At 42.7% G+C, this 17,413-nt stretch carries 21 protein-coding genes; 8 read left to right on the top strand and 13 right to left on the bottom strand.

What is annotated here, in order from left to right:
* Positions 1-10 precede the first annotated feature (10 nt).
* On the top strand, positions 11-745 hold the full coding sequence (locus D2U88_RS02585) for a hypothetical protein (protein ID WP_119638730.1): 735 nt from the start codon (positions 11-13) through the stop codon (positions 743-745).
* A gap of 89 nt (positions 746-834) precedes the next feature.
* The gene (locus tag D2U88_RS02590) at positions 835-1,905 is read left to right on the top strand and encodes a hypothetical protein (protein ID WP_119638783.1); all 1,071 of its coding nucleotides are present in this window, start codon (positions 835-837) and stop codon (positions 1,903-1,905) included.
* Positions 1,906-1,956: 51 nt separating this feature from the next.
* Here the strand turns inward: D2U88_RS02590 and D2U88_RS02595 are convergent, their stop codons facing one another.
* Both D2U88_RS02595 and D2U88_RS02600 read right to left on the bottom strand, forming a co-directional pair.
* On the bottom strand, positions 1,957-2,199 hold the full coding sequence (locus tag D2U88_RS02595; RefSeq protein ID WP_119638731.1) for a zinc-ribbon domain-containing protein: 243 nt from the start codon (positions 2,197-2,199) through the stop codon (positions 1,957-1,959).
* A 36-nt stretch (positions 2,200-2,235) separates the two neighbouring features.
* On the bottom strand, positions 2,236-2,586 hold the full coding sequence (locus tag D2U88_RS02600; protein ID WP_220473474.1) for a 7(1) septoil knot domain-containing protein: 351 nt from the start codon (positions 2,584-2,586) through the stop codon (positions 2,236-2,238).
* A gap of 118 nt (positions 2,587-2,704) precedes the next feature.
* Between D2U88_RS02600 and D2U88_RS02605 the strand changes: the two genes are divergently transcribed.
* Positions 2,705-3,334 (top strand): 2OG-Fe(II) oxygenase, encoded by a 630-nt coding sequence (locus D2U88_RS02605; protein WP_235855702.1) that lies wholly within the window; start codon positions 2,705-2,707, stop codon positions 3,332-3,334.
* 2 nt (positions 3,335-3,336) lie between these two features.
* On the opposite strand, the gene D2U88_RS02610 is transcribed toward D2U88_RS02605, so the two are convergent.
* From D2U88_RS02610 to D2U88_RS02620, 3 genes are all read right to left on the bottom strand, one after another.
* Positions 3,337-3,645: a phosphoribosylpyrophosphate synthetase gene (locus D2U88_RS02610; RefSeq protein ID WP_119638732.1), complete on the bottom strand. Its 309-nt coding sequence runs from the start codon at positions 3,643-3,645 to the stop codon at positions 3,337-3,339.
* Entirely contained in the window at positions 3,632-4,183 is a 552-nt protein-coding gene (locus D2U88_RS02615) for a flavodoxin domain-containing protein (RefSeq protein ID WP_119638733.1), read from the bottom strand. Before D2U88_RS02615 ends, D2U88_RS02610 begins: the two co-directional genes overlap by 14 nt.
* 85 nt (positions 4,184-4,268) lie before the next feature.
* The gene (locus tag D2U88_RS02620; RefSeq protein ID WP_235855705.1) at positions 4,269-6,035 is read right to left on the bottom strand and encodes a Xaa-Pro dipeptidyl-peptidase; all 1,767 of its coding nucleotides are present in this window, start codon (positions 6,033-6,035) and stop codon (positions 4,269-4,271) included.
* 219 nt (positions 6,036-6,254) lie between these two features.
* On the opposite strand from D2U88_RS02620, the gene dnaG reads away from it, so the two are divergent.
* Positions 6,255-8,234 carry a DNA primase gene (gene dnaG / locus D2U88_RS02625; protein ID WP_119638734.1) on the top strand — a complete coding sequence of 660 codons (1,980 nt, stop codon included), beginning with the start codon at positions 6,255-6,257 and terminating at the stop codon, positions 8,232-8,234.
* A gap of 63 nt (positions 8,235-8,297) precedes the next feature.
* Here the strand turns inward: dnaG and D2U88_RS02630 are convergent, their stop codons facing one another.
* Together D2U88_RS02630 and nadE are read right to left on the bottom strand one after the other, a co-directional pair.
* The gene (locus D2U88_RS02630) at positions 8,298-8,927 is read right to left on the bottom strand and encodes a response regulator (protein WP_119638735.1); all 630 of its coding nucleotides are present in this window, start codon (positions 8,925-8,927) and stop codon (positions 8,298-8,300) included.
* 160 nt (positions 8,928-9,087) lie between these two features.
* A complete protein-coding gene (gene nadE / locus D2U88_RS02635; RefSeq protein ID WP_119638736.1) occupies positions 9,088-9,876 on the bottom strand; it encodes an NAD(+) synthase in 789 nt (262 codons plus the stop codon).
* 66 nt (positions 9,877-9,942) lie between these two features.
* Between nadE and gldB the strand changes: the two genes are divergently transcribed.
* Both gldB and gldC read left to right on the top strand, forming a co-directional pair.
* Positions 9,943-10,932: a gliding motility lipoprotein GldB gene (gene gldB, locus D2U88_RS02640; RefSeq protein WP_119638737.1), complete on the top strand. Its 990-nt coding sequence runs from the start codon at positions 9,943-9,945 to the stop codon at positions 10,930-10,932.
* Between the two features lies 1 nt (position 10,933).
* Entirely contained in the window at positions 10,934-11,272 is a 339-nt protein-coding gene (gene gldC, locus D2U88_RS02645; protein ID WP_119638738.1) for a gliding motility protein GldC, read from the top strand.
* Between the two features lies 1 nt (position 11,273).
* Here the strand turns inward: gldC and D2U88_RS02650 are convergent, their stop codons facing one another.
* From D2U88_RS02650 to D2U88_RS02675, 6 genes are all read right to left on the bottom strand, one after another.
* Positions 11,274-11,771 (bottom strand): hypothetical protein, encoded by a 498-nt coding sequence (locus D2U88_RS02650; RefSeq protein ID WP_147378505.1) that lies wholly within the window; start codon positions 11,769-11,771, stop codon positions 11,274-11,276.
* Between the two features lie 40 nt (positions 11,772-11,811).
* Positions 11,812-12,471: an SH3 domain-containing protein gene (locus tag D2U88_RS02655; protein WP_119638740.1), complete on the bottom strand. Its 660-nt coding sequence runs from the start codon at positions 12,469-12,471 to the stop codon at positions 11,812-11,814.
* 163 nt (positions 12,472-12,634) lie between these two features.
* Entirely contained in the window at positions 12,635-13,363 is a 729-nt protein-coding gene (locus D2U88_RS02660) for a pirin family protein (RefSeq protein ID WP_119638741.1), read from the bottom strand.
* A gap of 90 nt (positions 13,364-13,453) precedes the next feature.
* A complete protein-coding gene (locus D2U88_RS02665; RefSeq protein WP_119638742.1) occupies positions 13,454-14,320 on the bottom strand; it encodes an AraC family transcriptional regulator in 867 nt (288 codons plus the stop codon).
* 75 nt (positions 14,321-14,395) lie between these two features.
* On the bottom strand, positions 14,396-15,007 hold the full coding sequence (gene yihA / locus D2U88_RS02670; protein ID WP_119638743.1) for a ribosome biogenesis GTP-binding protein YihA/YsxC: 612 nt from the start codon (positions 15,005-15,007) through the stop codon (positions 14,396-14,398).
* A gap of 2 nt (positions 15,008-15,009) precedes the next feature.
* Positions 15,010-15,774, bottom strand: a complete 765-nt coding sequence (locus D2U88_RS02675; RefSeq protein ID WP_119638744.1) for an alpha/beta fold hydrolase — start codon at positions 15,772-15,774, stop codon at positions 15,010-15,012.
* A 266-nt stretch (positions 15,775-16,040) separates the two neighbouring features.
* Here D2U88_RS02675 and mraZ point away from each other — a divergent pair, with 266 nt between their 5' ends.
* Together mraZ and rsmH are read left to right on the top strand one after the other, a co-directional pair.
* Positions 16,041-16,496, top strand: a complete 456-nt coding sequence (gene mraZ, locus D2U88_RS02680; RefSeq protein WP_119638745.1) for a division/cell wall cluster transcriptional repressor MraZ — start codon at positions 16,041-16,043, stop codon at positions 16,494-16,496.
* A complete protein-coding gene (rsmH, locus tag D2U88_RS02685; RefSeq protein ID WP_119638746.1) occupies positions 16,489-17,391 on the top strand; it encodes a 16S rRNA (cytosine(1402)-N(4))-methyltransferase RsmH in 903 nt (300 codons plus the stop codon). The genes mraZ and rsmH overlap by 8 nt, the downstream gene beginning before the upstream one ends.
* Positions 17,392-17,413 lie beyond the last annotated feature (22 nt).

Here is a 17,413-nt window from a genome sequence, read left to right on the forward strand (position 1 = left end):
AGAAAGGGATATGGATAAACTGGAAAAACATATCAAGGATACGTTGGAGGAACGCACTATGACCCCTTCACCGGGAGCATGGGAAAAGATTGCGGGGCAGATTTCCATTCAACCTAAAAAGAAAGGGAGAAAGTGGTATCCGCTTGCCATTGCGGCCAGTTTTGTTGGCATTTTATTGGTTTCCATACTGTTTTTTACCTCGGAACCAAACAAGGAAGCACAAATTCAAGTAGTGGAAGAAAACCCCGGGAAAACTGAAGTAAACTATGATGTTGAGACTCGACCCAATGAGTTGATCCAAAAGGAACAGCTGAATGTTGGGGAAGTGGTTGCGAAATCGGAACCAGAACCAATCCTTCCAGAAAGTCGGAAAGAACAAGTGGAACTACCGAAATCTGAATCTGTTTTGGCGCAACAGGAAACCAAACTTCCTGTTGAAGATGAACGAATCAAAAAATCGGAGGGGCTCATTTTTCAAAAGGTGGAAGAGGTAGTGGCCCAAGTAGAAGTCATGGAGTCGTTACAAAATAATGTCAGTGATGCCGAGGTGGATTCGCTGCTTCGAGCCGCGCAAAAACAAATATTGACAGATAAGCTGTTCACCCAAAGTGGTTCTGTGGATGCCATGGGCCTGTTGGCAGAAGTGGAAGACGAACTTGACGAAACGTTTCGAAACCAAATATTCGATGCACTCAAAGATGGCTACCTAAAATTACGTACTGCGGTGGCCGACCGGAACAATTAAAATTATTCATCAATCAACAAAGATTTTCCTGGTTTCCTGCCCAACATCCGTTGGGCAGGGAGTGGGAATCTATAATCCAAAAAACAATCATGAGAACCATTACATTTTACTTAGCGGCGTTCATTTTATTGCTCGTTTCCCATCAAATTAGGGGACAAGAAGATTATGAAAAAGAGGTGAGGATCCTTAAAATAGAAAAGGAACGCATCATCGAACAGGAAAAGGATGCCCTGAAACTGGAAGTTCGGGACATAAACCGACGATTGGAGAAGGGTGATATTTCCGAAGCAGAGGCTAGAATATTGAAAGAAGAAGTGGCCAAAAGAAGGGCCTTGAACATTGAGAACCGGGTGGCCATTGTAGAAAACAAGATAGCCCTGCTTGAGCGGAATGAAGGGGAAATATTGACCTTGTCTGAGGTGGATACCTTAGAGAATGACCACATCAATCTGGGTATTATGATCGATGGCAAACCGGCCGTTATCTTCAATTCCAATCGTTGGAAAAGGGATATAAAATACGACAGACGCACCTATTCCGATTTTGTATTCGCAGTAGGGTTGAACAATGCTGTGATCGAAGGGCAATCCCTGAACGATTCCCCTTATAAAATTGGTGGTAGCCGATTCTTTGAAATGGGCTGGCAGTGGCGTACAAGGGTCTTTGACCGTTCCAATTGGTTGCGATTCCATTACGGGATTTCCTTCCAGTTCAATGGCCTAAAACCTGATGACAATCAAATCTTTGTCCAAAACGGCAATCAAACCACTTTGGAGGAATTTGAATACGACTTGGACAAGGCCAAATTACGTATGGACAACCTGGTATTTCCCATTTATTTTGAATTTGGTCCATCAAGATTGAGAAAAACCGAACGCACCATTCGCTATTCCATTCATGACCAGTTCAGGGTCGGTATCGGTGGTTACGGCGGTTTCAACCTGGGTACCCGTCAAAAATTGAAATATGTCGTGGACGGGGAACACATTAAGGACAAGCTAAAGCGTGACTACAATACCAGCGACCTCATTTATGGTGTCAGTGGCTATATCGGTTTTGATGGGGTGCTCCTATATATGAAATACGACCTTAATCCCATCTTTAAAGATGCAGACGTGAAACAGAACAATATTTCCTTGGGCCTTCGGTTCGATATTTAAGAACCATATACACAAATGAAAGGCACGGTCGGTTAATGCTGACCGTGTTTTTTAGTTAGATAGGGCACGTTGCATTTCGGGAGTAAATTCCTCTTTGTAAAATACCCTTTTACAGTGCGAACATTCCGCATATTGGGCATTGTTGAGGGTAACCACAGGAATCCAGAACAAATGGGCATAATTGGGTTGGGATACCACTGTTAAAGTACCTGTTTGTTGACAGTAGGGGCATGTCACATTTTGGAGCACCTTGGTTTCTTTTTTGCCTGGTCTGGTTCCGAAGAAAAGAATCATAGAATAGGATTGTACCACAAAGATACTTAGTTTAACCTATTCCCGTGTTGGCAAATCGAGTTCAAGCCGTTTGACTTCATTTCTCCAGCCCGCTTTATAGTCACGGTCCACATAGTAAATGATAAGGTCGGCCTTATAATCGCGATCTACAAAAAACACAGTAAAATCAGCCTTAAAATCCCCATCGGTAAAAAACCATAGACCTTTATTATCTTTTGCCTTGTAATCCCGATCCACTTTATGGACTAATAGATCGGCCTTGTAATCGCGGTCCGCTATAAAGATCAGGAAATCAGCCTTAAAGTCTCCATTCACCTCAAAAACACGTTGGGCCTTTAGGGTTGTGGTACATAAAACTAGGGTAAGAATTGGAATTATTTTTCTCATAATGAAGTATTTGAAACAAAGTTTGTGCCATGATATCTTCTTGAGATTGAGAAAGTGCAAAATAAGAAAACAATAGTTTATTTGAAATATTTTCTACATTCGCGCACATTTTGAATCGTTGAAAGCCTACCATAGCTTGGAGAATTGGTTGTCCTGGATGGATGAGATCTCCGATAAGGATTATGTGGTCATCGACCATTTTTTTCGGGAAGAGCTATATGCTGAAATCCGCTCGTTCTTTCTTTCAAAACTCTCCAGTTTTAAGGAGGCAGGGATCGGTGTGGATTCCGATAACCAGATCAACTCAAAGATTCGGGGTGATTTTACCTATTGGTTGGACCGAAAAAGGGATGCCGATCTTCAAAATTTTTGGGAACTGCTCGATGAAATCATCCAAATGTTCAACCGATATTGCTATTTGAGTTTGTCCGGGTACGAGTTCCATTTGGCACACTATCCTTCGGGGGGGCATTACGACAAACATCTGGATCAATTTGAAAACCGAAACAACAGGATGATCTCTGTAGTCATCTACCTTAATGAAGGTTGGCAACAAGGGGATGGGGGAGAGCTGGAGATCTTTGAAAAGGATGGTTCCAGTTTTTTGGTGGAACCTTTGGCCATGCGGTGTGTCATGTTCAAAAGCGCAGAGGTGCCCCATGCCGTATTGCAGGCCAACAAAAGTCGTTTCAGCTTAACAGGCTGGTTGTTGTACCAACCTTCAGCCTTGGGGAAATTCTTTGGATAGTTTTACCCCTTTTTTATGGGTATTTTTTGAATGAGTTCTACATTTTGGCCATGTTCTGCACTGTAGGACATCACTAGAGTGCCTTTGGTGCCATCATTGGCCTCAATGGTGAAAACAGTGGCTTGGTCATCTGGGTTGGTCATCCCTTCAAAGCGATAGGTATCTATGATTTTTAACTCGCCCGGCTGATATTCCTTTTTGGAGTAGAGGGCCTTTATACTATTTTCCTTCGCTTCAAAGTCTTCTGTGTATCCTTCTTGGGTAAGGGTGTTCACTGCTTCGGATAGGGTATCGAAATTATGTTTGTCCATTGGAATTGATTTTCAGATGATTGGAGAATTGTGATACTTGATTTTTCACTTTTGTCCAGTTTGTATATTCATAGTCTTTGTTGATATCGATGGGGCCATCTTCTTTTTTTGCAATGGAGCGCATCGTTATCTTCTTAAGATAATCATATTTTGTGAATTTTAATGCTCCGGCGATATGCCAAATTTCAACAGCATTCCAACTACTGTCTATTAGGAACTTTTTTGCAATTTGGTCAATTTCATGTTGCTTCTCTGGCAAATCGGATATGATGGCCATGCTTACCGAAAAAAAGCCGGTTATTTTTTTATTGAGTACCTCAACATTATTTTTTATATATCCCCTTATGGAAGGGTTATAGGTGTTGAGATGAATGGAACTCCCAATTAAAATAGCGTCGAAGCTATCCGGCGTAGGAGGGTTTTTGGAGGCATTTGCAAGTACTACCTTGTGGTTTTCCTTTTGAAGAAGCTCTTCCATAAAATGGGCTATTTTAGTGGTTTGCCCCTCCATGGTACCGTAAACGATTAAAATTTTCATGTTTTTAGGATGGTTTTACTATCCTAAAGGCACGTAATATTTGTTGGGATTCATATGATTAAAGTCAGTATACCACGTTTGGGAGTTAAAATTTTCCACCCACAATGGGCAAGGTAAGTTCGGTTCCATCCAGATCAACCGTTAATTCGGTGCCAGGCTCTGGCCAAAGTGTAAATTCCTTGTCGCTGGAAAAAATCATCAAACCGATCTGTTGCCCTTTGGGAATGATTTGGTCATCGGGCATCAAGCTGAATTCCATTTCATAAAACTTGTTGGGCACTAAAGGCTCACTTTGGGTAATCGACTTATAGTTCTGTGGATCGGCCCAACCACGGGTAATGATATTGTCCGTAATTTTTGAGCTGCGTCCTTCGTTCCAAGGTAAAGAAACCAGCCATACGGACAGGTTCGCAGCTGGTTTGCTACTGGCCAATTTAATTTTGATCTTGGCTATTCCGGAAATATGGACGTCCTCTGATAAAATTGGGGTCACATAAAGCAACCGATGATTGGTGGATTCTGCTTGGGCCAGACTGGAACCACTGAAAGAATAGTTGTCCACCAAGGTTTCCATGCCTTGCTTGGCAGGTTTTTGAGTGCTTAAGGCTCCTTTTTCCGGAGCTCCTTTGGTAAGGTAAAAAGTAACGTCGGATGCATCGGGATTAGGATAATCTTTATATGGAGTTGGGTTGTCCCGTGCATCGTTCTCGCGAACGATCCACGCTTTTGGGTCGTTTTGCACCCCATTTTCTACCCCGAATAAGTAATGGGTGAACCAACGGTTCATCATGGAAATGGGAGGTGGTCCCCCATGACCATTTTGGTGATAGTATATCTGGACAGGCAGTCCCATTTCCCTTGCTTTGTTATAAATGCGATAGCTGTGTTCGGGCATCACGTTCCAGTCGTTGAATCCGTGAGACATCAATAAGGCGGCTTTCATGGGTTTCATGTCGTTGAGGTAGTCCCTTCCTGCCCAAAAATCGTTATAATCACCGGTAATGCGGTCTTGGCCATTTTTCATTTCCGTATCTCGAATCATTTTGTTGCTCCATGCCCTTTTGGATTCGTCCCCACTATGGATAAAATCATAGAGCACATCAATATCTTCGCCTAAATAACCGCCTGGTGAACGTACCAACCCATTAGATCGGTAGTAGTGATAGTAGGAGGTGTTGGGTGCAATGGGAATGATGGCTTCCAGGCCTTTTACCCCTGTTGTGGCCGCCGCGAGTGGTAGAGTTCCATTATAACTTGTACCTGTCATACCCACTTTGCCCGTGGACCAAAATGCTTTCACTTCCTCATTGCCATTGCGTTCGGTATATCCCTTGGCACGACCGCACAACCAATCGATGACGGCCTTCGGGGCCAAGGATTCATTGTCTCCCCCAACCGTCGGCGAACCATCGGACAATCCTGTACCTGGGGATGATGAATGCACTACAATATAGCCTCTGGGCAACCAAGTCTGTATTTGGGAATTGGAAATGATGGGGCGCTCCCCGATTCGGGTTACTTCCGGATGTTGTCTAGGCCTGCCAAGTTCCCCGAGTTCGTGTTTTACGTCCCAAAAAATATCGGCGTCTAGTCCAGCGGTACCGGCATAATAAGGGCTGGACTCATAGACCACGGGAAGTTTAAGGCCTTCGGTTTCGGTTTGCACAGGTCGTGTGACATCTACGTGCATGCGGTCCAGTTTGCCATCCCCGTCGGAATCGAACTCGGTCTCAACCCAAAGGTCTTCCCTAATCCAATTGTCCGGATTGGCAAAGGCTTCTACCACCTGGGCCTCACCATTCATGAAAACGGGTTCTGCCTTTTCGGCCATTTGTGCATATACATTGGCCATGGTGGCCAAAACGAACGTGGTCCACATCGATATGTTCCTGAAACTTTTATGTATCATGAATCTAATTTTTAGCTACTTTCTTTGGGTGCAACAATAAGAAAGATTGTCACAAGGTCCAATCAGCTCCTAAGTTACTAAATCTTGAAGGGGAAACTTGGTATTGGATTCCCCAAAACTTTGTTTTTATTTACCTTTAACAGCTAGTTTAACACATCGCACTTGATTTCAAAGACCACTATAGACCAAGTTTACGAAACCGCCCGGGTAGAAGAGGTGATAGGGGATTTTGTGCAGTTAAAAAAGTCGGGGTCTAATTTTAAGGGACTCAGCCCCTTTACCGATGAACGTACCCCAAGTTTTATGGTATCCCCGGTAAAACAGATCTGGAAGGATTTCAGTAGTGGAAAAGGGGGCAACGTGGTGGCTTTTTTGATGGAACATGAACATTTTACGTATCCCGAAGCCATAAAATATCTGGCCAAAAAGTACAATATCGAGATTGACGAGACCGAACAGACCAGTGAAGAAAAGGAGCAGGCCAACGAGCGGGAAAGTATGTACCTGGTCTCGGAATATGCCCAAAAATATTTTGAACAGACCCTGTGGGATACTGAGCCGGGGAAGGCCATTGGTCTGACCTATTTCAAGGAGCGCGGTTTTACGGATGGGACCATCAAAAAATTCGGGTTGGGGTATAGCTTGGATCAATGGGAGGCGTTTACCCAAAGCGCTCTGGATGAAGGGTATCAGTTGGAGTTTTTGGAGAAAACTGGACTTACCATCGTAAAGGAGCAAACAGGTGGTGAAACCAAAAAGTTCGATCGTTTCAAAGGAAGGGTCATGTTTCCCATCCATTCCATGAGCGGAAGGGTGTTGGGATTTGGCGGACGTATTTTGACCAACGATAAAAAAGCGGCCAAGTATCTGAACTCCCCCGAAAGTGATATTTACCATAAGAGTAAGGTGCTGTATGGGATCTATTACGCCAAGCAGGCCATTGCTAAAGAAGATAACTGTTATTTGGTGGAAGGGTATACCGATGTAATCCAGATGTACCAACGTGGAGTGGAAAACGTAGTCTCTTCGAGCGGTACGGCCTTGACCCCGGAACAAATACGCTTGATCAATAGGCTTACCAAGAACATAACGGTACTTTTTGATGGGGATGCTGCGGGATTGCGCGCCTCACTTCGTGGTATCGATTTGATATTGGAACAGGGAATGAACGTGAAGGTGTGCACCTTTCCCGAAGGAGAGGACCCCGATAGTTTTTCCAAGAGCAATACCTATGAAGATCTGGTACTTTATTTGGAAGAAAACGCCAAGGATTTTATCCAGTTCAAAACATCATTATTGGTCAAAGAAGCTGCCAATGATCCTATTAAGCGTGCCGATACCATTCGGGATATCGTAAACAGTATCAGTAAAATACCGGACCGAATCCAAAAAGAGGTCTACATTCAGGAATGCGCCAAGATCATGCAGATTTCCGAAGAGGTGCTGTACAATACCTTGGCACAAATCAATAAGAAAGAGGTAAATGAGGCTTCCAAAAAAATAAAGCAGGAGCAAAAGGTCTTTGAAGTGGTCAAGAACGACCCAGTGGTCGAAAAGGTCAATATTGAAGACGAACATGAGAAGGAAATTCTAAAAATTCTTATTGAATTTGGTAATGAAAAGTTATCAATTGAAGAAATTTATTTTGATAAGGAGATTGGTGAGGAGTACACTGAAACCGTTGAGAGAAGTGTTGCCGAAAAGCTTTACCTTGATCTTCAAGAAGACGAAATAGAGTTTGCAAATCCAATATTTAAAGAAACATATTTACTATTAATTGATCAATTTTTAAATAAAGAATCATTTGATTTTGCCCATTTTGTGAGTTCTTCCCCTAAAGGCGTTTCAAATGTAATTGCTGATTTAGATAGTGTGGAGAATAGATATCAATTACATGATTGGAAAAGAAGGGAGATTTACCCAAAAAGCAAGAAGGATGATTTAGAAAGAAGGGTTCAACAAATTGTTATTTCAATTAGATTGAAACTAGTAAGTGACTTAATGGTATCACTTTTAGAAAATGCTTCCAAAACTGAGACAAATAGAAATGAGATGGAAGAAGCGCGTGATTATTACGAGTTGAAAAAAAGATTAGCACAAAAAAGTGCATTGGTTTTAAAAGATTTTGGGTCTCTTTCATAAATAAAAAAATCCCTTTCAAAACCGTTGAAAGGGACTTACTATAGTTGGTTTGGTTGGGTATTCTTAATACAATTCCAAGGCTTTTGCCTGTTGTAACAGATCCACCAAATTGTCCACGTTCAACTTTTTCATCAAACGGGCCTTATAGGTGCTTACGGTTTTCTCGTTCAGATTAAGACCTTCTGCAACTTCCTTGTTTCGTTTACCACTGGCCAAGAGTTTCAATACCTCAACTTCTCGCGAAGACAGTTTTCTGAAGAATCTTCTTGGTTTTTGGGTGCCTTCATCAAAGGCTAGGCGTTGTGCCAGTTCATTGGTAATGAACATATTACCCTCGCTTACCTTTTTCACTGCGGTGACAATGTAGTCCAAATCAGCGGTTTTGGACAAGTAACCGTATGCACCTGCACGTATGGTACTCAAGGCGTACACATCTTCAGATTGACCACTGTACATTAAGGTCCTGATGTCGGGAAATTCCAATTTCATTTTTCGAAGGGTGGCGATTCCATTGATTTCGGGAATGTCCATTTCCAAAATGACTACATCGGGGGAAACGTTTTTTAAAGCTTGGAAAAGCTCTGCGGTGGTTGATACATCTGCAATGATTTCAATATCAGGACTGGATTCAAGTACCTTTTTAATCCCCAGCCTTACTACAGGATGGTTGTCTGCGATCAATACTTTTATCATTCGCTTAAATAATTAATTCGTGTTTGGTTAGTGTTGTGCAACTTGCGCAGCATAGCAGGCAAGATAACAATTTGCTGCCGTAAAACTGTAACTTTTTTCTTAAAACCATAGTTTTTCTATGGTTTTTTTCGTTTTAGACCGGGGTTTTATGGTTGAAAGGCTACTTTAGACCCTCTGGAATCTCGCAAATGGGAATAGGAACCATCTTATGTTTGTTTGCAGTATTGTACCTTTTATAGATGGAGAATACTTCCTTTTCCCTGCCAGAAAAGTCCTCGATTGTTTTTCCTTGGTTGTCCATTTCCATGGCCCATTCCAATTCAGGGTAGCTTGCACCGATTTGGTCTTCGTCGGTTCTACTGTCTCCCCAAAGCCCATCGGTAGGTGGTGCCTCCATAATATCATGGTTCACCCCTAGAACCCTACCCAATTCATATACCTCTGTCTTGACCAAGTCGGCAATGGGACTAAGATCCACACCTCCATCACCGTATTTGGTGTAAAAACCGATTCCGAAGTCTTCTACTTTGTTGCCCGTACCTGCTACCAAGTATCCTTTAAGTGCGGCAAAGTAGTAAAGTGTGGTCATACGTAATCTGGCGCGGGTGTTGGCCAAGGACATATGGCGTTCTTCTTCTGTACTTGTTTTTGGGAAAGCGGCTACCAAACTATCGAATACGGGGGTAAGGTCAACAGGTTGACGTGAAACATTGGGGAAGTTTTCAATAAGCCAATCAATATGTTTGTCAGCTCTTGTTACCTGATTCTCTCCCTGGTGTATCGGCATTTCCAAACACAAAAGGTCCATTCCTGTTTTGGCACAGAGTGTTGAGGTTACTGCGGAATCGATTCCACCCGATACCCCGATAACGAAACCGTTGCATTTTGCATTGGTGGCATACTCCTTAAGCCAGTTTACAATATGGTCAATTACCTTTTCTGTTTGCATATCTTCTAAATTAGATTCTATAAATTACCTTTGTGCCCTGTAAATTTAAACGCTGTGCCCTTAAAAATGAAGAGGTTGTTGAAATACTTTAGCCCGGAATCGGCAAGTTGGTTGTTTTTGGCGTTCATTTTGGTTTTATCAGGATGTAAGGAGACCGATAAGACCGAAGAGGCAATAGCCAAAATTCCTATTGAGCTAAAGATTTCCAGATTTGATCGTGAATTTGCTGAAGCAACCCCAGCTGACATTCCCAAGTTGAAGAACGAATATCCTTATTTGTTCCCCATGCAGTTTCCGGATAGTGTTTGGATAGCCAAATTGGGCGATACCCTTCAGGTGGAACTTTCCGAAGAAGTGGATAAGAACTTTGGGAATTTTGAAACTGAAACAAAAGCATTGGAATCGCTTTTTCAACATATCAAATATTACTTTCCTGAATTTGAGACCCCGAAAGTGGTGACCTTGACTTCCGACGTTCGGTACGAAGACCGGATCATTCTTACGGATACCTTATTATTGATAGGATTGGACAATTATTTAGGGAAGGACCATCATTTTTATGAGGGCATTCAACGGTATATTGCCGCGGGGTTGGAGAAAAAGTTTTTGGCGTCGGATGTGGCCAGTGCCTTTTCCAAAAAGGTGATTTCGTATCCGCGAAACCGTACCTTTCTTTCTCGCATGGTGTATTACGGGAAGGAACTTTATCTAAAAGATAAATTATTGCCGACCAATACCGATGCGCAAAAAATTGGGTACTCCGATGAACAGATGGATTGGGCTATGGCCAACGAGGAACAGATCTGGAAATATTTTGTGGAGCAAGAAGTTCTGTACAGCACCGATTCTAAATTGGACCGAAAGTTCTTGGATCCGGCACCTTTTTCCAAATTTGGATTGGAATTGGACAACCAATCTCCTGGAAGGTTGGGTAGGTATATAGGATGGCAAATCGTGAGGGCTTTTATGGAAAAAAATGATGTCAGCCTGAATCAACTTTTTGAGATGCCGGCTGATGACATATTGAAACAATCTAATTACAAACCAAGAAAATAAAATGGCAGTAGTACATACTTCAGAAATAAAGTTGACCGTAGGACTTGATGAGAACCGTGTTCCGGAAGAATTAAAATGGTCGGCACAGGATGGTGGCGTACAGGAAGAAGATGCCAAGGCCATGATGTTGTCCGTTTGGGACAGTAAGAATAGGGAGTCCCTTAAGATTGACCTTTGGACCAAGGATATGCCCGTGGATGAAATGAAGATATTTTTCCATCAAACCTTGATGACGATGGCCGATACCTTTATGAAGGCCACCCAAGATGAAAAGATGACCGCTACCATGAAGGATTTCTGCGACTACTTTGCTGAAAAGCTGGAGTTGGATAAACTGTAATTCAATCCAATGGCTCGTTCATCTGATTGAATTTAGCCTTTTCTTCTCCGCGCAAATCCAAAATGCGTTCAATTTTATCCTTTGTGGGCCGTTGGAGCAAGAGATAAAAGATCAAGAATGCCCCAATGATCAAATAAGTAAGATTTTGGGTATTGGAGAAGATTACAATTGCAAATAAGGCGGCACCTTCAAGTAAAGCAAATTTGATCATGGATGCTGTTTGGAACTTGGCCAATTTATCCCGAAGGCTCGTATTTTTGGGTAGATTGCCCAATGTTTTTCTAAAAATAAAGTCCCCTAAAAAAATACTGCCAATGGCAACTACCGGCACTATGGCCATGAACATGTCGCCAGAATTGTCGAAGTTCAATTGGGCGCCTTTACTTTGGGTATAGAACAAAATGCCTAAAACGATAGGGGTGGCCGCAATGCCCAGATGCAAAAAGGACATGATTTTCAAAAATCCGGCTGGTGTAAATCGATTATTGGTCGTTGCCATAGTTGTTTTTTGTGAGATCTTGTAATATAAGGTGTTGATTTTAGTCCCCTGCGACCAGCATGGAAATGACCCAGCCTTTTGTCGTTTTGGTGAATCCCATTCGGTAATCAATGGGCGACACCAGGAATTTATCAAAAACATAGCCTCTTATTTGGCCGTCGGTAGTGGTCACATTCATCCAACCAGGATTTTTATGTTGATTCTCCCAGTCTGGGGCATTGTATTTTACAATTTGATAGCTCAATTGTCCAATCACTTTTGAATCAGAGGTAGTGGGTTTATCCCTTACGTTTACATTGGTACCCATGACCACATAATATTCAAATGCATCAAATTTTTCGGGCCAATCGGTAAAGGTGTAGGGAATGGTGTAGCTGTCGGAACCTTCTTCATATTTGGGGCCACCGATCAATAACAGTTGCTCTGCCACTTTCCAAAAATGGGTGCTATCGTTGTTAAATTCCCACAACTCCTTAAATTCTTCAATACCACCGTCTCCTCCAAAACTGGTCAGAATATTGGGGTCCAAATGTTCTAGGATGAAAGCTTGGTCTTGCCTGCCAACGGCCAAGGTCAGTTCGGTCAAAAATTTGGAAAGGGTATAGTCCGATATTTCAACTTTTGGAGGGTAGAAGGTGTCCTGTGCAAAAACTGTTGAAGTGGCCAAACAAAGAAGGGCCATGAAAAAAGTCCTGTGCATTTTCGGTTAATTAGGTGATTCTAAAATACCTAATTATTCCAAAAACTTTGGAAAGAACTGGGCATTTCTTAACCTTTTGGAGGTTGTATAAAGATTAGGAAATAGAATTTGGGAACAAAAAAAGCCCAATATTGGGCTTTTTTTGAGTACTGATTGATTTTGATTATCGACCTATTTGGGATAGGCTCATGGGGACTTCCATTAACAATACTCTACTGTCCGTCAGAGATTTAAATTGAAAAGAATCCATCTCCCAAAGGCCAAAACCATCCCTTTTTTCCAGTTTTTGACCATTGATTTCCACCTCGCCTTCTAAAATAAAGGCATAAACGCCATTTCCTTCCTTATGGATTTGATAGGATGCTTCGGCACCCGATTCAAATTTACCCAAATGGAACCAAGCATCCTGATGGATCCAAACGCCTTCATCTTCTGGGTTGGGCGACAGTACTTGGTAAAAGGCATTTTCTTTTTCAATGTCTCTAATGGATATTTGATCGTATCTGGGTTCTACATTCCTTTTGTTCGGGAATACCCAAATTTGTAAAAACTTGACTGGCTTGTCCGGATTTTTGTTGTACTCACTGTGGAAAATGCCTGTGCCGGCACTCATTACCTGCACTTCTCCTTCCTTAATGGTAGCCACGTTGCCCATGCTGTCTTTATGTTCCAAATCTCCTTCCAACGGAATGGAGATGATTTCCATATTATCATGCGGGTGGGTTCCGAAACCCTTGGCCGCTGAGACTTGATCGTCGTTCAAGACACGCAAAACTCCAAAATGCATTCGTTCCGGATTTTGATATCCTGCAAAACTGAAAGTATGGTGGGAGTCCAACCAACCGTGGTTGGCATGTCCTCGTGTATTGGCTTTGTGTAATACGGTTTTCATGATTCTTGTTTTTTTGTTCCCTACAAAGGTCATACTACGCTCGTGATTCGGTGATATGAAAACACGGGAAGGACTTATGAAAATCCGATATCAGACAGATTGTTTAAACGTACTGGGCGAAATTCCTGTGCAGGATTTAAAAAAGGCACTGAAATTGGCAGGTTCCGAAAAGCCCAGTTCAAAAGCAATTTCTTTTTGGGAAAGTGGAGAAAAATAGAGCAATCGTTTGGCGGCAGTGGTAATTCGACTTTGGATATGCTCCTTCGCAGTTTTTCCTGTTAATGATCTTACAACGCGGTTCAAATGGTCGGGGGTAATGTGCAAGGCCTCGGCATAAGAAGCGGCATGGTGCCATGTTTTGTAATGCTGATTCACCAATTGTTTAAAGTTGCGCACCAAGTTGGCCCCAACCTCCATGGTTTGGGTATCTAACTGGTTTAAGGAACACAAGTTATGACAAGTGATCAGCAATAATTTGAGGAGCGCACCGATCGCTTCATATTTATAGGCGGAATCCCCCGCGTTTAAGCGCAACATTTCCTCAGAATAGGAGGTAAGGAGCTCCATTTCCTTAATTCCCACTTGTAAGGGAGGTGTATTGGAAAAATCGTTGAAGAGATTGATGTCTTCAATAAAGTCCACCAAAATATGGTTCAAGGCCAAAAATTGGGATGAAAAAACAATGGAATAGCCAACTGTGGGTTTGTCTTCGGTGAGTTGATGTACTTGACCTGGACTGATAAAATATACTTGATTGTTGCTCAGGGTATGTGTGGTAAAATCCACAATATGGTTACCTTCGGCCTCCTTCACTACTAATATGGTGTAGTAATCATGGCGATGTGGAACATCGGGCCGCCCTTTTCTTTTTTGGTAGATGTCTTCCATTTTGGAAATCCCGAAACTGAGAGAACCATCCGCCTTGTTGACATCGTGATAGGTTTTGACCGCATCCATGGGTACAGAAGTTAAACGGAAAATTACTGAATTTAAACTTTTCCCTAAAATGATGGCTTGCGGAGAACTAAACGGTTATTGATTTTTGAAAAAATCCTGGTTGATACCGTCTATAAACTCCAACAGTGCTTCCCCGCCCATATGGTTTGCGGATGAAGTGGTAAAATGTGGGGGCGCTTCTTCCCAAACACCCTCCACCATTTTTTGCAAGTAGGCGTTCACCTGCCTCTCCACGGCCCCAGGTTTCAGTTTGTCCGCCTTGGTAAAGATGATGGCAAAGGGAATTTGGTTGGTCCCCAACCATTCCATGAATTCAAGGTCAATAGGTTGTGGGTCATGGCGTATATCGACCAAAACAAAACCACATACCAATTGCTTGCGTTTTTGAAAATACTCCGTGATATACTTTTGGAAGGTATTCTTGTCCTTTTTAGAAACTCGGGCATATCCATAGCCTGGTAAATCCACCAAAAACCAGTTGTTATTGATCTTAAAGTGGTTGATGAGCTGTGTTTTTCCGGGCCTTCCCGAAGTTTTGGCCAAACCTTTTCGGTCCACCAACATATTGATCAAGGACGATTTGCCCACATTGGAACGGCCTATGAAGGCATATTCAGGCAGGGGTTCATTGGGGCATTTGGCAACATTGGAGTTGCTCATGACAAATTCTGCCGATGTGATTTTCATGGCTAGAAGTTACGCTTTTTCAACCAAGCATCAAGGATACGGTTAAAATCCTCAGGGTGCTCCATCATGGGGGCATGCCCACATTTCTCGATCCAATACAAATCGGAATCCGGCAACAGTTCATGAAATTCCTTGGCTACATTGGGTGGGGTAACCGTATCGTTTTCTCCCCAAATAATACAGGTAGGGGTTTTCATGTGAGGAAGGTCCTTTGACATGTTATGGCGAATGGCACTTTTGGCTATGGCAAGGGTCTTGACCAATTTCATCCTATCGTTCACGGTCGCAAATACCTCGTCCACGATTTCCTTAGTGGCCACTTCAGGGTCATAGAAAACATCTTGTGCCTTCTTTTTGATGAACTCGTAGTCACCGCGTTTGGGGTAACCGTCACCCATGGCGCTCTCGTACAATCCAGAACTGCCGGTAATAACAAGGGCCTTTACCATTTTAGGGAACATTTTGGTGTGCAAAAGCCCAATATGGCCGCCTAAGGAGTTGCCTAAAAGAATCACATCCTTCAGTCCTTTGTACTCGATAAAGTCTTCCAAAAACTTGGCAAAGTTCTTTACGGTGGTCTTCAGGATAGGCATGTCGTAAATGGGAAGTTCAGGGATCAAGACCTTGTATCCTTTGGTCGGAAAATACTCCGATACCCCTTGGAAGTTGCTCAATCCGCCCATGAGTCCGTGCAATATGATCATGGGGGTTCCTTCTCCCTTTTCTATATATCGGTATTTGCCGTCCTCAATTAAATGCTCTTCCATCTATAGTTAGTTGGTAGTAAGAGGCGCAAATATAGGCAATTCAAATCATAAAGATTTCAGGTTTTTGGCCCAACGACACCAAGATTTTTATGAACGACAATTTTCCAGGGAACTTCTCCACCCATTCTGAGGTCGGGTTTACCATCGCCAAAAGGTATTTTTGCGTTCAAAAGTGGGGAATTTATTAACAAAAGTGGTGTTTAGTGGAGAAATGTGGAAATAAAATCTATATATTTGAGTTGTATTAAGTAACCAATTGATTTCTAGTGACCCATATCATCGGACAACACGACTGTAAAGCTGACTCTAAAGGAAGGGTGCTCTTGCCCATTTCCTTGAAGAATCAGTTGTTGCCCGTGATCAAGGAAGGGTTCGTGATCAAGCGGTCCGTTTTTCAACAATGTCTGGAGTTGTATCCCAAACAGGAGTTTGATGTGCTCATGCAAAAGGTCATGAAGAAAAGTAAGATCAATCGCAAGTACGATGCGTTTGTCCGAAACTTTGTGGCGGGCATGAAAGAGGTGGCCATTGATGGGGATACGGGCAGATTGCAGATTCCTAAAAACTTGGTGGATTATGCGAAGATCGACAAGGAAGTGGTCCTCAATGCGGTGTTCGATAAGATAGAGATCTGGAACAAGGATATGTACGAGCAGGTCTTGGCCGAAGGGGAGAAAGATTATGCCGATTTGGCCGAGGAGATTTTTGATGACGATGAATAGTGCGTACCACAATCCGGTCTTGTTACAGGAGTCGGTGGACGGATTGAACATAAAACAAGATGGGGTGTACGTAGATGTCACCTTTGGTGGCGGAGGACATTCCCGTGAAATTTTGAAGCGATTGGGCGAAGGTGGAAAGTTGTTCGCGTTCGATCAAGATGAAGATGCGTTGCAGAACGCTATCGATGACGACCGATTTCAGTTGATCAACCAGAACTTTCGTTACCTCAAGCAATATTTAAAGTTCTATGGCATTCGGAAAGTTGATGGAATCTTAGCGGATTTTGGGGTTTCCTCGCATCAGTTCGATGAGGCGGAGCGCGGCTTTTCCATTCGGTTCAATGCTGATTTGGACATGCGGATGGACAGGACCAACGCCCTATCGGCCTTTGAGGTGGTCAATGCGTATTCCCAAGAGGATCTTGCAACCGTCTTGTTCCAATATGGTGAATTACGGAATGCCAACGCCATGGCCAAGACCATTGTTGTAGCAAGGGAACAAAAACCTATCAAAACAACCGATGATTTGAAGATGGTGCTTGGCAAGTTTTTGCCCAAGATGAAGGAGAACAAAATCTTGGCGCAGATTTATCAGGCTATCAGGATCGAAGTGAACCAAGAAATAGAAGTGCTCAAGGAATTTTTGATGCAGGTTCCAGAATTACTGAATCAAGGAGGCCGATTGAGTATGATCAGTTACCATTCCTTGGAAGATCGGTTGGTAAAACGGTTCATCCGTGATGGAAGGTTTGAAGGCGAGCCGGAAAAGGATTTTTATGGGAACATCAGTGTTCCTCTAAAAAAAGTAGGAGGGCTCATCGTACCATCAGCAGAAGAAATAGCACAGAACAATAGGGCACGCAGTGCCAAACTCCGGATTGCGGAAAAAATATAGGTAGAAGTTGAAATGTCATCTT

It is taken from the genome of Flagellimonas aequoris, assembly GCF_003584165.1.
Classification (GTDB): domain Bacteria; phylum Bacteroidota; class Bacteroidia; order Flavobacteriales; family Flavobacteriaceae; genus Flagellimonas; species Flagellimonas aequoris.

Excerpts from the sequence above, each read along its gene's own strand:
- gldB (WP_119638737.1), top strand. The coding sequence starts at position 9,943 with ATGAAGAGGTTGTTGAAATACTTTAGCCCGGAATCGGCAAGTTGGTTG.
- D2U88_RS02655 (WP_119638740.1), bottom strand. The coding sequence starts at position 12,471 with ATGCACAGGACTTTTTTCATGGCCCTTCTTTGTTTGGCCACTTCAACA.
- D2U88_RS02610 (WP_119638732.1), bottom strand. The coding sequence starts at position 3,645 with ATGGACAAACATAATTTCGATACCCTATCCGAAGCAGTGAACACCCTT.
- D2U88_RS02595 (WP_119638731.1), bottom strand. The coding sequence starts at position 2,199 with ATGATTCTTTTCTTCGGAACCAGACCAGGCAAAAAAGAAACCAAGGTG.
- D2U88_RS02650 (WP_147378505.1), bottom strand. The coding sequence starts at position 11,771 with ATGGCAACGACCAATAATCGATTTACACCAGCCGGATTTTTGAAAATC.
- D2U88_RS02630 (WP_119638735.1), bottom strand. The coding sequence starts at position 8,927 with ATGATAAAAGTATTGATCGCAGACAACCATCCTGTAGTAAGGCTGGGG.
- D2U88_RS02620 (WP_235855705.1), bottom strand. The coding sequence starts at position 6,035 with ATGGCCAATGTATATGCACAAATGGCCGAAAAGGCAGAACCCGTTTTC.
- D2U88_RS02600 (WP_220473474.1), bottom strand. The coding sequence starts at position 2,586 with ATGAGAAAAATAATTCCAATTCTTACCCTAGTTTTATGTACCACAACC.
- D2U88_RS02665 (WP_119638742.1), bottom strand. The coding sequence starts at position 14,320 with ATGGATGCGGTCAAAACCTATCACGATGTCAACAAGGCGGATGGTTCT.
- D2U88_RS02660 (WP_119638741.1), bottom strand. The coding sequence starts at position 13,363 with ATGAAAACCGTATTACACAAAGCCAATACACGAGGACATGCCAACCAC.
- D2U88_RS02590 (WP_119638783.1), top strand. The coding sequence starts at position 835 with ATGAGAACCATTACATTTTACTTAGCGGCGTTCATTTTATTGCTCGTT.
- D2U88_RS02615 (WP_119638733.1), bottom strand. The coding sequence starts at position 4,183 with ATGAAAATTTTAATCGTTTACGGTACCATGGAGGGGCAAACCACTAAA.
- D2U88_RS02585 (WP_119638730.1), top strand. The coding sequence starts at position 11 with ATGGATAAACTGGAAAAACATATCAAGGATACGTTGGAGGAACGCACT.
- gldC (WP_119638738.1), top strand. The coding sequence starts at position 10,934 with ATGGCAGTAGTACATACTTCAGAAATAAAGTTGACCGTAGGACTTGAT.
- yihA (WP_119638743.1), bottom strand. The coding sequence starts at position 15,007 with ATGAAAATCACATCGGCAGAATTTGTCATGAGCAACTCCAATGTTGCC.
- nadE (WP_119638736.1), bottom strand. The coding sequence starts at position 9,876 with ATGCAAACAGAAAAGGTAATTGACCATATTGTAAACTGGCTTAAGGAG.
- rsmH (WP_119638746.1), top strand. The coding sequence starts at position 16,489 with ATGAATAGTGCGTACCACAATCCGGTCTTGTTACAGGAGTCGGTGGAC.
- D2U88_RS02675 (WP_119638744.1), bottom strand. The coding sequence starts at position 15,774 with ATGGAAGAGCATTTAATTGAGGACGGCAAATACCGATATATAGAAAAG.